This window comes from Streptomyces flaveolus, assembly GCF_044765825.1.
In the GTDB taxonomy this organism is placed as follows: Bacteria; Actinomycetota; Actinomycetes; order Streptomycetales; family Streptomycetaceae; genus Streptomyces; species Streptomyces flaveolus.
Map to the genome: position 1 here is coordinate 495,170 of NZ_JBIWKU010000001.1, position 14,548 is coordinate 509,717.

The 14,548-nt window shown below is 71.3% G+C and carries 10 protein-coding genes; 6 read left to right on the forward strand and 4 right to left on the reverse strand.

The features are described from left to right. Positions 1-27: 27 nt before the first annotated feature. From mmsA to ACIRG6_RS02310, 4 genes are all read left to right on the forward strand, one after another. The gene (gene mmsA, locus ACIRG6_RS02295; protein ID WP_365024002.1) at positions 28-1,578 is read left to right on the forward strand and encodes a multiple monosaccharide ABC transporter ATP-binding protein; all 1,551 of its coding nucleotides are present in this window, start codon (positions 28-30) and stop codon (positions 1,576-1,578) included. Next, a complete protein-coding gene (gene mmsB / locus ACIRG6_RS02300) occupies positions 1,575-2,819 on the forward strand; it encodes a multiple monosaccharide ABC transporter permease (protein ID WP_318218415.1) in 1,245 nt (414 codons plus the stop codon). The genes mmsA and mmsB overlap by 4 nt, the downstream gene beginning before the upstream one ends. A 62-nt stretch (positions 2,820-2,881) precedes the next feature. Continuing rightward, a complete protein-coding gene (locus tag ACIRG6_RS02305; protein WP_351139162.1) occupies positions 2,882-4,030 on the forward strand; it encodes an aldose epimerase family protein in 1,149 nt (382 codons plus the stop codon). Between the two features lie 136 nt (positions 4,031-4,166). Next, positions 4,167-5,834: a pyridoxal phosphate-dependent aminotransferase gene (locus ACIRG6_RS02310; RefSeq protein WP_403320293.1), complete on the forward strand. Its 1,668-nt coding sequence runs from the start codon at positions 4,167-4,169 to the stop codon at positions 5,832-5,834. 10 nt (positions 5,835-5,844) lie between these two features. On the opposite strand, the gene ACIRG6_RS02315 is transcribed toward ACIRG6_RS02310, so the two are convergent. Continuing rightward, positions 5,845-6,813 (reverse strand): arabinan endo-1,5-alpha-L-arabinosidase, encoded by a 969-nt coding sequence (locus ACIRG6_RS02315; RefSeq protein WP_403320295.1) that lies wholly within the window; start codon positions 6,811-6,813, stop codon positions 5,845-5,847. 244 nt (positions 6,814-7,057) lie between these two features. Between ACIRG6_RS02315 and ACIRG6_RS02320 the strand changes: the two genes are divergently transcribed. Continuing rightward, entirely contained in the window at positions 7,058-8,617 is a 1,560-nt protein-coding gene (locus ACIRG6_RS02320; RefSeq protein ID WP_364677292.1) for a substrate-binding domain-containing protein, read from the forward strand. Between the two features lie 40 nt (positions 8,618-8,657). Here the strand turns inward: ACIRG6_RS02320 and ACIRG6_RS02325 are convergent, their stop codons facing one another. Then, positions 8,658-9,116 (reverse strand): RrF2 family transcriptional regulator, encoded by a 459-nt coding sequence (locus ACIRG6_RS02325; RefSeq protein ID WP_189227965.1) that lies wholly within the window; start codon positions 9,114-9,116, stop codon positions 8,658-8,660. Between the two features lie 96 nt (positions 9,117-9,212). Here ACIRG6_RS02325 and ACIRG6_RS02330 point away from each other — a divergent pair, with 96 nt between their 5' ends. Continuing rightward, positions 9,213-11,957 carry a beta-galactosidase gene (locus ACIRG6_RS02330; protein ID WP_403320297.1) on the forward strand — a complete coding sequence of 915 codons (2,745 nt, stop codon included), beginning with the start codon at positions 9,213-9,215 and terminating at the stop codon, positions 11,955-11,957. Between the two features lie 7 nt (positions 11,958-11,964). Here the strand turns inward: ACIRG6_RS02330 and arfA are convergent, their stop codons facing one another. Together arfA and ACIRG6_RS02340 are read right to left on the reverse strand one after the other, a co-directional pair. Beyond that, positions 11,965-13,470: an arabinosylfuranosidase ArfA gene (gene arfA / locus ACIRG6_RS02335; RefSeq protein ID WP_364677289.1), complete on the reverse strand. Its 1,506-nt coding sequence runs from the start codon at positions 13,468-13,470 to the stop codon at positions 11,965-11,967. A 93-nt stretch (positions 13,471-13,563) separates the two neighbouring features. After that, positions 13,564-14,532 (reverse strand): arabinan endo-1,5-alpha-L-arabinosidase, encoded by a 969-nt coding sequence (locus ACIRG6_RS02340; RefSeq protein WP_403320299.1) that lies wholly within the window; start codon positions 14,530-14,532, stop codon positions 13,564-13,566. Positions 14,533-14,548: the final 16 nt, after the last annotated feature.

Consider the following 14,548-nt stretch of genomic DNA (forward strand, 5'->3'; position numbering starts at 1 on the left):
CCCACCCAAGGATTGGAAGGCACGACCATGGCGGGACCCGTCCTGGAAATGCGCTCGATCGTCAAGACCTTCCCCGGTGTCAAAGCGCTGTCGGACGTCACGCTGACCGTTCACCAGGGCGAGGTCCACGCCATCTGCGGCGAGAACGGCGCCGGCAAGTCGACCTTGATGAAGGTGCTCTCCGGCGTCCATCCGCACGGCAGTTACGAGGGGGACGTCCTCTTCGAAGGGGAGACCTGCCGGTTCAAGGACATCAGGGCGAGCGAACAGCACGGCATCGTGATCATCCACCAGGAGCTGGCGCTGGTGCCGTACCTCTCCATCGCGGAGAACATCTTCCTCGGCAACGAGCACGCCAAGCGCGGGCTGATCAACTGGAACGACACGCTCAGGCACGCCACCGAGCTGCTGCGCCGGGTCGGTCTGGACGAGCACCCGGAGACCCGCGTCGCCGACATCGGCGTGGGCAAGCAGCAGCTGGTGGAGATCGCCAAGGCGCTGTCGAAGAAGGTGAAGCTGCTCATCCTCGACGAGCCGACGGCGGCGCTCAACGACGAGGACAGCGGCAAACTCCTCGACCTGATCCTTCAGTTGAAGAACCAGGGGATGACGTCGATCATCATCTCCCACAAGCTCAACGAGATCCGCCGGGTCGCCGACTCGGTCACGATCATCCGCGACGGGCGCTCCATCGAGACGCTCGACGTGAAGGCGGCCGACACCACCGAGGACCGGATCATCAGCGGGATGGTCGGCCGCGACCTGGAGAACCGCTTCCCGGACCGGACCCCGCACCAGCCGGAGGCGGGGTCCGCGCCGGCCCTGGAGATCCGCAACTGGACCGTGCACCACCCCCTCGACCAGCAGCGCAAGGTCGTCGACGACGTGTCGATCGAGGTGCGGCGCGGTGAGATCGTCGGCATCGCCGGTCTCATGGGCGCCGGCCGCACCGAACTGGCGATGAGCGTGTTCGGCCGCACCTACGGCCGGTACGCGGGCGGCACGGTCCTGCGCGACGGCACCGAGATCCGTACCAAGACCGTCCCGGAGGCGGTCAAGCACGGCATCGCGTACGTCACCGAGGACCGCAAGCACTACGGCCTCAACCTCATCGACAACATCAACCGCAACATCTCGCTGACCGCGCTGGGCAAGGTCGCCAAGCGGGGTGTCGTCGACGAGCACGGGGAGCGGCAGGTCGCCGAGGACTTCCGCAAGTCCATGAACATCAAGGCGCCGACCGTCTTCGAGCCGGTGGGCAAGCTGTCCGGTGGCAACCAGCAGAAGGTCGTCCTCAGCAAGTGGATCTTCGCGGGTCCCGAGGTGCTGATCCTGGACGAGCCCACCCGCGGCATCGACGTGGGCGCCAAGTACGAGATCTACACGGTCATCGACCAGCTGGCCGCCCAGGGCAAGGCGGTCGTCTTCATCTCCTCCGAACTGCCGGAGCTGCTCGGCATGTGCGACCGCATCTACACGATGGCCGCGGGACGGCTGACGGGTGAGTTCTCGCGGGCCGAGGCGTCGCAGGAAGCGCTGATGCGTCAGATGACGAAGGACAAAGAGGTAACCCGATGAGCACGGACGTGACCGCCAAGACCCCGGCCCCCGCACCACCGGGCAAGGGCGCTTCGGCCGACGGGGGCGGCCTGCTGCAGCTGATGCTCGACGGCATGCGCCGCAACATGCGGCAGTACGGCATGCTGATCGCCCTCGGCCTGATCGTGGCGCTGTTCGCCGTCTGGTCCGACGGCGACCTGCTGCTGCCGCGCAACGTCTCCAACCTGGTGCTGCAGAACAGCTACATCCTGATCCTCGCGATCGGCATGATGCTCGTCATCATCGCGGGCCACATCGACCTGTCGGTCGGCTCACTGACGGCGTTCATCGGCGCGATGGCCGCCGTCCTGATGGTCGAACACGATCTGTCCTGGCCGCTCGCGGTGGTGCTGTGCCTGGCCATCGGCGCGGTCGCGGGCGCCCTGCAAGGGTTCTTCATCGCCTATCTCGGCATACCGTCGTTCATCGTGACCCTCGCGGGCATGCTGCTCTTCCGCGGTCTGACGGAGATCTTCCTGAAGGGCCAGACGCTCGGCCCGTTCCCGAAGGACCTCCAGAAGATAGCCAACGGCTTCCTGCCCGAGGTCGGCCCGAACACCAACTACCACAACCTCACCCTGCTGCTCGGTCTCGCGCTGATCGCCTTCGTGGTCTTCCAGGAGGTCCGCGATCGCAAGCGCCAGCAGGAGTTCTCCCTGGACGTGCTGCCGGCCAAGCTGTTCCTGCTCAAGCTGGTCGCACTGGTCTCCGCCGTCCTCGTGGTCACGCTGCTGCTGGCCAGCTACAAGGGCGCCCCGATCGTGCTGCTCATCCTGGGCGTGCTGGTCGTCGGCTTCGGCTACCTGATGCGCAACGCGATCGTCGGCCGCCACATCTACGCCATCGGCGGCAATCTGCCCGCGGCCAAGCTGTCGGGCGTGAAGGACAAGAAGGTCACCTTCCTGGTCTTCCTGAACATGGGCATGCTCGCGGCCCTGGCGGGTCTCGTCTTCGCCTCCCGCTTCAACGCGGCCTCTCCCAAGGCCGGCCTCAACTTCGAGCTGGAGGCCATCGCGGCCTCGTTCATCGGCGGCGCGTCGATGAGCGGCGGTGTCGGCACGGTCCTCGGCGCGATCATCGGCGGTCTGGTCCTGGGCGTGCTGAACAACGGCATGAACCTCGTCGGCATCGGCACCGACTGGCAGCAGGTCATCAAGGGACTGGTGCTGCTGGCGGCGGTCGGGTTCGACGTGTGGAACAAGCGCAAGGTCGGTTCGTAGTCACTCCGGGCCCCGCCGCTCGTGGCGGGGCCCGCTTCTTTCACGGAAGTACAGGAGCCGCAATGGAACTGAGCAGACGCACGGTCATGGCATCCGCCGCGGCCGCGGGCATCGCCGCCACCACGCTCGGCGGCACGGCACACGCCACGGGAGGCAGGAAGCCGGTGAAGGAGCTCTTCGGCAAGCTCGCCGACGGCACGAAGGTGTACCGCTGGTCGCTGGAGAACGGCGGCACGCGGATGAAGGTGCTGTCGTACGGCGGCGTCGTGCAGTCCCTGGAGATCCCCGACCGCCGGGGCCGGTACGAGAACGTCTCCCTGGGCTTCGACAACCTCGACGACTACGTGGCCCGCAGCCCGCACTTCGGCGCCCTGATCGGGCGGTACGGCAACCGCATCGCCAAGGGCCGCTTCACCCTGGACGGCAAGCAGTACCAGCTCTCCGTCAACGACGGCGAGAACTCCCTGCACGGCGGCGCCCTGGGCTTCGACTACCGGGTGTGGGACGTCGAGCCGTTCACCCAGGGCTCCGACGTGGGCCTGGTCCTGCACTACACCAGCGTCGACGGCGAGATGGGCTACCCGGGCACGCTCAAGGCGAAGGTGACGTACACGCTCACCCGGCGCGGCGAGTGGCGCATCGACTACGAGGCCACCACCGACAAGGCCACCGTCGTCAACCTCACCAGCCACGTCTACTGGAACCTGGCCGGCGAGGGCAGCGGCACGATCGAGGACCACGAGCTGTCGATCGCCGCCTCCCGGTTCACGCCCACCGACGCCGGCCTGATCCCCACCGGCGAGCTGGCTAAGGTCGCGGGCACCCCGTTCGACTTCCGCCGCGCCAAGCCGATCGGCCGGGACATCCGGGACGGCCACCCGCAGCTCGTCACCGCCAAGGGCTTCGACCACAACTGGGTGCTGGACAAGGGCATCACCGACCGCCCCGAGCACGTCGCCACCCTGCGCGACGGCGCCTCCGGCCGCACCCTGCGCATCGCGACCGACCAGCCGGGGCTCCAGTTCTACTCGGGCAACTTCCTCGACGGCACCCTGACCGGCCCCGGCGGCTCCGTCTACCGGCAGGGCGACGCGCTGTGCCTGGAGACCCAGCACTTCCCGGACTCGCCGAACCAGCCGTCGTTCCCCTCGACCGTGCTGCGGCCGGGGCAGACGTACCGGACGACGACGGTGCACTCGTTCGACGCGTGAGCCGTGACGTCGCGACTCCGTGACGCCGTGCGGGGGACACACTTCCTTCACACGAGTTGAACGGCGTCCCGCCCGTCTCCGTATGTGAGGGCGGCCCGCGCTCCCCCGCGCGGGCCGTCCACAGACGGAGGTCCCCTTGTCCGGCAACGTCACCTCGTTGTTCCGCAGCACCGCGGCGCACAGCCCCTCGATGGCGGCGCTGACGCGGGAGAGCGGCGACGGCGCGGGGCCGGTGGACTTCTGCATCCCCTGCAACCCGTACTTCCCCACCCCGGCGATGTTCGACGAGATGGCCGGACGGCTGCGCGAGATCGTCACGTACTACCCGAGCGGCGCCGACACCATCACCGCCGAACTGTGCGGCCTGCTCCAGCTCCCCCCGCAGTGCGTGGCGATGGGCAACGGCTCCACCGAGCTGATCACCTGGCTCGACCACCTCCTGGTCCGCGACTCCCTCGCCGTCCCCGTCCCCACCTTCGGCCGCTGGACCGACCAGCCGATGGAGACCGGCAAGCGGGTCGACATGTTCCCGCTCCAGGAGGCCGGCGGCTTCGCCCTCGACCTCGGGCAGTACGCCGAGTTCGTCCGGGCCAGGGGGACGCGGGCGGTGGTGGTCTGCAACCCCAACAACCCCGACGGCGGCTATCTGCACAAGCAGGCGCTCGTGCAGTTCATGGACGCGATGGCCGACCGGGACCTGGTGGTCGTCGACGAGTCCTTCCTGGAGTTCGCCGACGCGGAGGCCGAGCCCAGCGTGGTCCAGGAGGCGATGCTGCGGCCCAACGTCGTCGTCCTGCGCAGCCTCGGCAAGAACTTCGGGCTGCACGGCATCCGGTTCGGCTACCTGGTCGCCAACCCCGCGCTCGCCGGGCGGGTGCGCGCCATGCTCCCCAAGTGGAACCTCAACTCCTTCGCCGAGCACGTGGTGTTCATGCTGCGCGACCACGGCCCCGAGTACGCGCAGAGCCTGCACCAGGTCCGCCGCGACCGCCTGGAGATGGCCGCCCGGCTGTCGGCGCTGCCCGGCCTGACCGTGTATCCCTCCCAGGGCAACTTCCTCTTCGTCCGCCTTCCCGTGGGCGCCGAGGGCACCGTGGTCCGGGACCGCATGCTCACCGAGCACCGGGTCCTGGTCCGCGAGTGCGGCAACAAGATCGGCTCCTCCAGCCGCTTCCTGCGTCTCGTGGTGCGCCCCCAGGTGGACGTGCGTCGCCTGGTGTCCGGCCTGGAACAGGTGCTCTACGGGACCGGGAGGGGAGCCGCCGTGCCCGGGCCGGCCACAGGGACCGGCTACAGCTCGGGCACGGCGGCGGTGGACCGCCTGATGAGCGAGACCAACGGGGCCGGCCTGCGGCAGCTCGCCCCTCCGGCCGTCGGCACCGGCATGCCGCTCCCCGCCGCGGTGCCCGTCGCCCCAGCGGCGGCCCCCGGCCCGATGCCGGTGCCGACGGCACCTCAGCGGGTCCCGGAGCCGGCGCCGTTCCCCCAGCCGGCGCCGCCGTATCCGCAGCCGGTGCCGCTGCCTCAGCCGACCGCGCCGTATCCCCAGCCGGGGCCGGTCCCCCACCCGGCACCGGTCCCGCAGCCCACCCCCGTACCGGCGCCCGTACCCGCCCCGGCCCCGGCTGCCGCGGCGGCCGGGTATCCGGTGCCCACCGGCCCCACCCCGCCCGGCGTCCCGGCCCGCGGGGGCCTCACGGCCGCCCAGGTCCGGGGCACCAACGGCCTGGACCCGGTCCCGGCGACGGGCCGCCCGGGACCGCAGGCCTGGCCGGACGCGGCGGGCATGGGCCGCACGGGCTGACCGCCGGCGCTCAACGGGCGACGGGCCAGCCGCTGCTCCAGTCCAGCAGGTTGATGCCGAGCTTGGGCGTGCCGTTGTCGTTGCCGTCGTAGTAGTGGTAGACGATCAGGTCCCCGTCGACGTCGTTCATGATCGACTGTCCGCCGGGGCCGATGACGCTTCCGTGCGACTCGAGCACGGGCGTCCCGCCGTTGTTCATCATCGAGACGCCGCTTTTGTCGTAGTAGGGCCCGGTGACGCTGCTCGCCCGGCCCACCTTGACCTTGTACGTGGAGCTGGTGCCGGCGCAGCAGGTGTCGTACGAGGCGAAGAGGTAGTAGTACCCGTTCCGCTTGACGACGTACGGGGCCTCGACGGCCTTGGTGCCGGTCGGCCGGGAGGCGAGGGAGCGGCGGGCGGTGTCCGAGGAGAGCTGCTTCCCGGTGGCCGGGTCGATCCGGATCATCTTGATCCCGGTCCACCAACTGCCGAAGGACAGCCACCACCTGCCGTCGTCGTCGACGAAGAGGTTGGGGTCGATGGCGTTGTGGTCGCTGGACGCGTTCGACGTGAGGACGATGCCGTAGTCGCTCCAGCTGCCCGGCTGCCCGCTGGTGGAGCCCGCGAGGCCGATGGCCGAGGTGTTGGTGCCGAACTTCGAGACGGAGTAGTACATCAGGTACTTGCCGCCGTGGTACGAGATGTCCGGCGCCCAGGCCTCCGGGACGGAGGAGTACTGGGACCACCAGCCCGGCCGGGTGCCGAAGGCGTCCGCGCCGGCGGAGAAGGCGGTGCGGTCGGCGGACGTCTTGCTGCTGATGCCGCCGCCGGTGGCGTAGAGCTGGTACTGCCCGGACGCGGTGCGGATCATCGTCGGGTCGTGCGTGACGACGGAGCCGGTGACCCGGCCGGGGTTCGGGTAGGCCGATGCCGCGGTCGGGAGGAGGGCGAGCAGGGCGGCGGCGGGAAGAGCGAGGAGTGCGGTTCTCTTGCGGCTCACGTGGGGGGACTCCTGTCCGTTATATCGAACGCTGATCGTCTTGTCGGACGGGACCGTAGAGTCGAACCCTTTGCGCGTCAACGGCCCGCGCAGCAACCGCAACCAACGTCCGGAAAACACCGTGGGCCACGGGTGACACACCGGTGAATTCGCGACGGACGGTCGGCGCATCCCCCGGCGCCCGGCCCTGCCCCCGGTCACCATGGCCTCCCTCCGTCCGCCCGCCCTGTCCCTGGAGCCGGTAATGAACGGTGTTACGTGGGAGTCGGTGATCGCCGTGCTCGGCCTCGCCGTGCCCGTGACCGCCGCCCTGTGGGAGTTCTTCCTCGCGGGCCGCAAACGGCTCGGCTACCGCGTGCAGATGGACACCACCGCCCGGGACTCGGCCACCTCGTCCGGACCGGCGGCCGGGATCCTGCGGCGGCTGCAATGGGACGGCACCGATCTGCGCGACCCGTCGGTCGTCCTGCTGCGCATCGAGAACGTCGGCTGGACCCCGATCGTCGAGGACGACTACGTGGCTCCCGCCAACGACCCGGTGGGCATACGCGTGGCGTTCCCGGGCCGCCGCGTGGTCGGCATGGTCGTGACGGAGTGCAGCCACACCGTGCTGCGCGACTTCTTCGCACCGGGAACGCCGGGCCTCGGGTCCACGGACGGTGTCATCAGGCTGCCCAAGGTGAAGCTCAACCGCCGGGCGCACTACAAGGTACTGGCGGTCCTGGACCGCGTTCCGGAGTTCACCGACGCGGACTTCCCCGACCCGGAGGTCACCGCGGGCGTCGTCGGCGGGGTGCGCGGCGGGACCATCAAGAGGACCGAGTACTACCCCTTCGCCTCACGGCCGGTCCGCTGGCTGCTCGCCGTCCTCGTCCTGGTGAGCGTCGCCCAGTCCGTGTCCACCTTCACCCGGGACGACGACCGGCGGGCGGCGCCGCTGGACTGCGCCGCGGGCACGCTGTACCTGTCGGGCTCCACCGCCTTCCAGCCGGTCCTGGAACAGGCCGCGAAGCAGTACACGAAGACCTGCACCGACGCCCGGATCCCGCTGACCGACGACTCCTTCAAGGGCAGCGTCCCCGGTCTGGACGCCCTCGCGGCGGCAGGACGGAGGGCGGCGCCGAAGGAGGGCCTGGGCGACCGGCTGTCCTTCAGCGACGGCCCCAAGTCCGACGGCCGCACCCAACTGCTGCCCAGACCCGTCGCCCTGTCCCTGTTCACGCTCGTCGTGAACAAGGACGCCGGGGTCCGGGACCTGTCGCTGGATCAGGTGCGGCGCATCTACGCGGGCGAGATCACCAACTGGAGCCAGGTCAAGGGCAGTGACCTGCCCATCCAGCTCGTCAGCCGCAACCCCGGCTCCGGCACCCGGACCACGCTCCAGAAGCAGGTGCTGGACGGCAGGCCGCTGCTCGCCACCACCGCCAACGACTGCAACAGCCTGGACGCGCGGAAGCCGGGCCGCTGCGAGGTCGGCGGCACGCCGACCCTGCTGGACACCGTGGCCTCCACCCCCGGAGCCCTCGGCCACAGCGAGGTCGGCGCCGCCACCGCCCGCCACGACGTGCGGCTGGTCCGCATCGACGGCTATCCGGCGACCCTCGAAGGCGCCGACGAGGGCGCGTACCCGTACTGGGAGACCGAGATCGCCTACACCTACGGGGAACCCCCGGCGGACTCGATCGCCGCGGGCTTCCTGCGCTACCTCGCCAACGAGGTCGGCAAGGACGTCATCCGCTCCAAGGGCCACCGCCCCTGCGCGGAACTGGACAAGCCCCTGCTGTGCCGGCCGAGCGGGCCGTGACCCGTCGGGGCGCCCGCCGTATGCGGCCCCCACGCGCTCCTTACGGGTTCTCCCACGCCGCCGGTTCCGCCGCCAGCTCCCGTACCGGGTCCGGCAGCGCGTCCGCCGCCAGGTCCGCGATGGTCACGCCCTCCAGGATCCGGCGGACGTTGGCGCGCAGCGCCACCCACAGGGGCAGCAGCGGCCCCGCCGTGCCCGTGTACACCAGGCCCGTCGGCCGCTCGCCGCGCACCGAGACGATCGGCCCGTCCACCGCCCGGATGACGTCCGCCACGGTGACCTCGGCCGCCTCGCGGGCCAGCCGGTACCCGCCGCCCCCGCCGCGCCGGCTCTCCACGATGCCGCCCCGGCGCAGGTCTCCGAGGATGCCCTCCAGGAACTTGTGCGGGATGTCCTGGGCGGTGGCGACCACCTCCGCCTTCACGGGGCAGTCGTCCTGCCGGACGGCGAGTTCCAGAACCGCCCGTACCGCGTAGTCCGCCCGTGCCGAGATCCTCATACGTCCATTGTGCGGGGCGTTGTGGACAATGGGCCCGGCACAGGTGACCCGGTGGACGCACCGGCACCAGCGGTACAGGCAACAGGAGAGGCTCCCTTGGAGCTCAGCAGACGAATTTTCAGCGCCCTCGCGGGCACCACCGTCCTCGGTCTCGCCCTCGGCGGCAGCGTGAGCGGCGGGGCGGTGCCGGCCTCCGGCGCGCCCGGCCCGGTACCCACCGGTCCGCCGCCCGCGCCGCCCCGCGCCGACGGGGTGCGCCACCGGATCGCCTTCGACCGGTACTCCCTGCTGGTCGACGGCAGACGCCTCGCGCTGTGGGCCGGCGAGCTGCACCCCTTCCGGCTGCCGAGCCCGTCCCTGTGGCGGGACGTGCTCCAGAAGATGCGGGCGTACGGCTTCAACGCGGTCGGCGTGCCCGTCGCCTGGAACCAGCACTCCCCCGGCCCGGGACAGTACGACTTCACCGGCGTCCGCGACCTGGACCTGTTCCTGCGCACGGCCGCCGAGACCGGTCTGTACGTCGTGCTGCGGCCGGGCCCGTACATCGGCGCGGACGTCGACGCCGGCGGTCTGCCGGGCTGGCTCGCGGCGGCAGAGGGCGACCCCCGGACCACCGACCCGGCACATCTGCGGCACGCCGACGAGTGGCTGAGCCGGGTCAACGCGATCGCCGCCCGGCACCAGTACACGCGGGGCACCGGCACGGTCCTGCTCTACCGGGCCGACGCCCCGCGTCCCGAGCTGCTGAGCCACCTGCACGAGAAGGTCCGCGCGGACGGCATCGACGTACCCCTCCTCCACGGCGACACCCCGCTCACCTGGGGGGAGGCGGACCGGACCGCCGGCGCGGCCGAGGCGCGGCGGGTCCATCTCACCCACCTCGCGCAGGGCCTCACGCTGCACGACACCGGCACGGCGTTCGGCGGGACCTCGTGGGGCTGGCTGGCCGCGCCGTCGGCGCCCGCGCCCACGTACGACCCCACGGCGCCGATCGACGAGGCGCGCAGGCCCACGGACAAGCTCGCCCCGCTCCACCAGATAGGGCACCTCCTGCGCCACGTCCCCGACATGGTGCGGCTGGACGCGGCGCCCGCCGTCCGGGCCGGCGACGCCCGGATCCAGGTGCGCCACCTGACCAACCCGGACACCGACGCCCACGTGTACGTCCTGCGCAACGACTCGACCGCGGACGTGACGTCCACGCTGCCGCTGGACGGGACGGACGTGCCGGTCACCGTGCCCGCGCGGGACGCCAGACTGCTCGCCGCCGGGCTCGACCTGGGCGGGGGACGGAAACTGGCCTACGCCACCGTGCAGCCCCTGCTGACCCTGAGCGTCGGGCGGCTGGACATCGCCGCCTTCGTGGGCCGGACCGGCGAGATGGCCCACCTCGTGCTGGACTGCCCGGAGGAGCCGTGGCCCACCCGGCTGGACGAAGAGGCCGCCTGGGCGTACGACAAGGAGAAGCTGCACGTGACAGTGCCGCTCGGGGAGGCCGGCCTGACCCGGGTGCGGGTGCGCAGCGGCGGCTCCGACCGCACGCTGCTGCTGCTCTTCGCCGACGACGCCGTGTCCCTGCGGCTGTGGCCGTACGAGACCCCGTCGGGCAAGGGGCTCGTGTACGGCCCGGCGCTGCTGCGCGACGCCGTCCTGGACGGCCACACGGTGCGGCTGACCGGTGACACGGTCGACGCGTACGGGCTGGAGGTGTGGGCGCCGCGCGGCATCACCGACGTCACCTGGAACGGCCGCGCGGTCGCCACGTCGGTCAGCCGTGCCCAGAGCCTGCGGTCGAGGCAGCCGCTGCCCGGCGTGCCGGACGTGACGCTGCCCGCGCTCGACGGCTGGCGGCGGCGGGACGAGAACCCGGAGGCCGACCCCGGTTACGACGACTCTGGGTGGACGGTCGCCGACCGCAGGACATCGGCCGGCACGACGCCCGTGCCCGAGGAGCAGCCCGTGCTCTTCGCCGACGACTACGGCTTCCACTACGGCGACGTCTGGTACCGGGGCCGGCTCACCGGCGCCGCCTCCCTGGAGTCCGTCTCCCTCGCGTACAGCACGGGCGCGCGGGGGATGCTCATGGCCTGGCTGGACGGGGAGCCGCTGGGCACCCACCACGTGGGGCAGGAGGACGGGAACGGCACGCGGACCGGCACGGCCGGCTTCCGTGTGCCGGAGAGGCTGCGCAGGCGGCTGCGCGAGCGGGCGCTCGCGGGGCGGTCGCCCTCCCCCGTCCTGTCCGTCCTGGTCCGGCGCACGCAGCACGGCCAGGACGACTACCGGGCGGCCCGGGGGCTCACCTCGGTCACCTTCCAGGGCGCCTCGCCGGCCGTGCGCTGGCGGGTGCGGGGCGCGGCGGCCCCCGACCCCGTGCGCGGGCCGCTCAACAACGGCGGGCTGTACGGGGAGCGGAAGGGCTGGCACCTGCCGGGGTACGGCGACGGCGGCTGGGAGTCCGTGTCCTTCCCGCGCGCGGACCGGCGGCAGGGCGTCACCTGGTACCGGACGACGTTCCGGCTGGACGTCCCGCCGGACGTCGACGCCTCGGTCGGGCTCACCCTCGACGACGACCCGGCCCGCGACTACCGCGTTCAGGTCTTCCTGAACGGCTGGAACATGGGCGAGTACGTCAACGGCGGGACGAGCCCCCAGCACACGCTCGTCCTGCCGAACGGCATCCTGCGCACGCGCGCCGCCGCCAACACCCTCGCGCTGGCGGTGCTGGCCGGCGACGGCACCCCGGCGGGGCCGGGGACGGTACGGCTCACCCTGCTGGGCAGCGCGGCCGGAGGGGTGCCGGTGGCACCGGTCGCCTCCCCCGGCCGCCGGGAGCCCTGACCCCGGCTCAGCCGAGCCGGATCACGTTCCAGGACAGCGGCTCCAGGACGGCCGTGAGCCGGCCGTCCGTCAGGGCCGTGCCCTCGACCGGGTGCGGGACGACCCGCTCGGGCTCGGCGAGCGTGTTGCGGGCGTCGGGGTCGGCGTCCGCGAGGGCGCTGTGCTCCACGACCTCGGTCAGACCGAGGCCGCCGAGCGCGACGTCGAGCGGCAGCGGCTCGGTGCGGGAGCGGTTGACGGCGAAGACGGTGACCGTGCCGTCCTCGGCGCGCACGGCGGTGGCGTGCAGCAGGTCGGTCTCGCCGTACTTCTTCGTCTCGTACGTCGGGGAGTCCACCCGGACGTCGAGGACGTCGCCGCGGCCGTACTTCGAGGCCTGGGCGAACGGGAAGAACGTCGTCTGGCGCCAGGCGGGGCCGCCCGGTTCCGTCATGATCGGGGCGATGACGTTGACGAGCTGGGCGAGGCAGGCGACGGTGACGCGGTCGGCGTGCCGCAGCAGGGCGATGAGGAGCGAGCCGAAGACGACGGCGTCCATGACGCTGTAGTTGTCCTCCAGCAGGCGGGGCGCCTCGGGCCAGTCCAGGGCGCTGACCTCGGCCTGGGTCTTGGCCATGTACCAGACGTTCCACTCGTCGAAGGAGAGGTTGATCTTCTTCTTGGACTTGAGGCGGGCGCCGATGTGGTCGCAGGTGGCGACGACGTTCTCGATGAAGGACTCCATGTCCACGGCCGAGGCCAGGAAGGAGTCGACGTCGCCGTCGAGCGGCTCGTAGTAGGCGTGCAGGGAGACGTAGTCGACGAGGTCGTACGTCTCCTGGAGGACCGTCGCCTCCCACTCGGCGAAGGTGTCCATGGCCTGGCTGGAGGATCCGCAGGCGACGAGTTCGACGTCCGGGTCGATCTGGCGCATGGCGCGGGCCGTCTCGGCGGCGAGGCGGCCGTACTCCTCGGCGGTCTTGTGGCCGGTCTGCCAGGGGCCGTCCATCTCGTTGCCGAGGCACCAGAGCCTGATGCCGAAGGGGTCCTTGTCGCCGTGCTCGGCGCGCAGGTCCGACAGGGCCGTGCCGGCGGGGTGGTTGGCGTACTCCTGGAGTTCGAGGGCCTCGGCGACGCCGCGGGTGCCGAGGTTGACCGCCATCATCGGTTCGGCCTGGGGGCCGATCTTCTTGAGGAAGGCGATGTACTCGGACAGGCCGAAGCGGTTGGACTCCGTCGAGCGCCAGGCCAGGTCCAGGCGGCGGGGGCGGTCCTCCACCGGGCCGACGGAGTCCTCCCACTTGTAGCCGGAGACGAAGTTCCCGCCGGGGTAGCGGATGGCGGTCACGCCGAGTTCCCGGACCAGTTCCAGCACGTCCTGCCGGATGCCGTCCGCGTCCGCGGTGGGGTGGCCGGGCTCGTGGATGCCGGTGTAGACGCAGCGGCCGAGGTGTTCCACGAAGGAGCCGAAGAGGCGGGGGTTTACCTCACCTACGGTGAAAGCGGGGTCCAGGGTGAAGCGGGCGGTTCGCATGGGTTCCTTTCAAGGGTTCATTGTCGTCTGCGGCTCGGTGGGGGCTTGTCGCGCCCACGCGGCGGAGCCGCACATGGACACAGCCCCGCGCCCCTAATGGATGACCGGCCAGCCGTTCTTCTTCCAGCTCAGGGCGTTGAGCCCCAGCTTGGGGGTGCCGTCGTCCTCGGCGTCGTAGTAGTGGTAGGCCAGCCAGTCCTGGCCCCGGTCGCGGAAGACGGACTGGCCGCCCGGGCCGACGTAGCGGCCGTGGCCGGCCAGGAGAAGGTCGCCGCCGCCCTCCAGCATCGGCTTGCCCCTGCTGTCGACGTACGGGCCGGTCACCGATGCCGAGCGGCCGACGCGGATCTTGTACGTGCTGTTCACGCCCGAGCAGCACGCGTCGTAGGACGCGAACAGGTAGTAGTAGCGGCCGTGTCTGACGATGTACGGGCCCTCGACGGCGTACGGCTCGTCGGGGCGGGTGGCCAGGTGGCGGACCGGCGCGTTCGCGGTGGCCTTGCCCGTGTCCGGGTCCAGTTCGACCATGCGGATGCCGGACCAGTAGGAGCCGAAGGCCATCCACAGCCTGCCGTCGGCCCGGATCACGGCCGGGTCGATGGCGTTCCAGGTGTCGGTCGTCTCCGAGGTGAAGACCTTGCCGTGGTCGGTCCAGGTGCCGGGCAGGCCGGTGCGGGAGGTGGCGACGCCGATCGCGGAGTGGTTGGTGCCCCAGGAGGAGACGGCGTAGTAGAGCCAGTAGCGGCCGTCGCGGTACGAGAGGTCGGGGGCCCAGGGGTCGCCGGTGGCGTTGTACTCGTACCACCAGCTCGGCGGCTCGGCGAAGGCGTTGCCCGCGTCGTCCCAGTGGACGCGGTCCTTCGAGGTGCGGGCGCCGATCACGCCGCCGGTCGAATAGGCGACGTAGCCGCCGGACTTCAGGCGGACGACCGTGGGGTCGTGGACGATCTGCTGACCACTGACCGGCTGGGGGTCGGAGTAGGCGGTGTCCGCCCGTGCGGTGGCCGGGAGGAAGGCCAGGACGGCGGCGGCGAGCACGGTGGCGAGTCTCAGGCGCTTCATGCGACGGGCTCCTGTC

What these genes read in the sequence shown, in the direction of transcription:
- mmsA (WP_365024002.1), top strand. Translation starts at nt 28, where the DNA reads ATGGCGGGACCCGTCCTGGAAATGCGCTCGATCGTCAAGACCTTCCCC.
- mmsB (WP_318218415.1), top strand. Translation starts at nt 1,575, where the DNA reads ATGAGCACGGACGTGACCGCCAAGACCCCGGCCCCCGCACCACCGGGC.
- ACIRG6_RS02305 (WP_351139162.1), top strand. Translation starts at nt 2,882, where the DNA reads ATGGAACTGAGCAGACGCACGGTCATGGCATCCGCCGCGGCCGCGGGC.
- ACIRG6_RS02320 (WP_364677292.1), top strand. Translation starts at nt 7,058, where the DNA reads ATGAACGGTGTTACGTGGGAGTCGGTGATCGCCGTGCTCGGCCTCGCC.
- ACIRG6_RS02325 (WP_189227965.1), bottom strand. Translation starts at nt 9,116, where the DNA reads ATGAGGATCTCGGCACGGGCGGACTACGCGGTACGGGCGGTTCTGGAA.
- arfA (WP_364677289.1), bottom strand. Translation starts at nt 13,470, where the DNA reads ATGCGAACCGCCCGCTTCACCCTGGACCCCGCTTTCACCGTAGGTGAG.
- ACIRG6_RS02340 (WP_403320299.1), bottom strand. Translation starts at nt 14,532, where the DNA reads ATGAAGCGCCTGAGACTCGCCACCGTGCTCGCCGCCGCCGTCCTGGCC.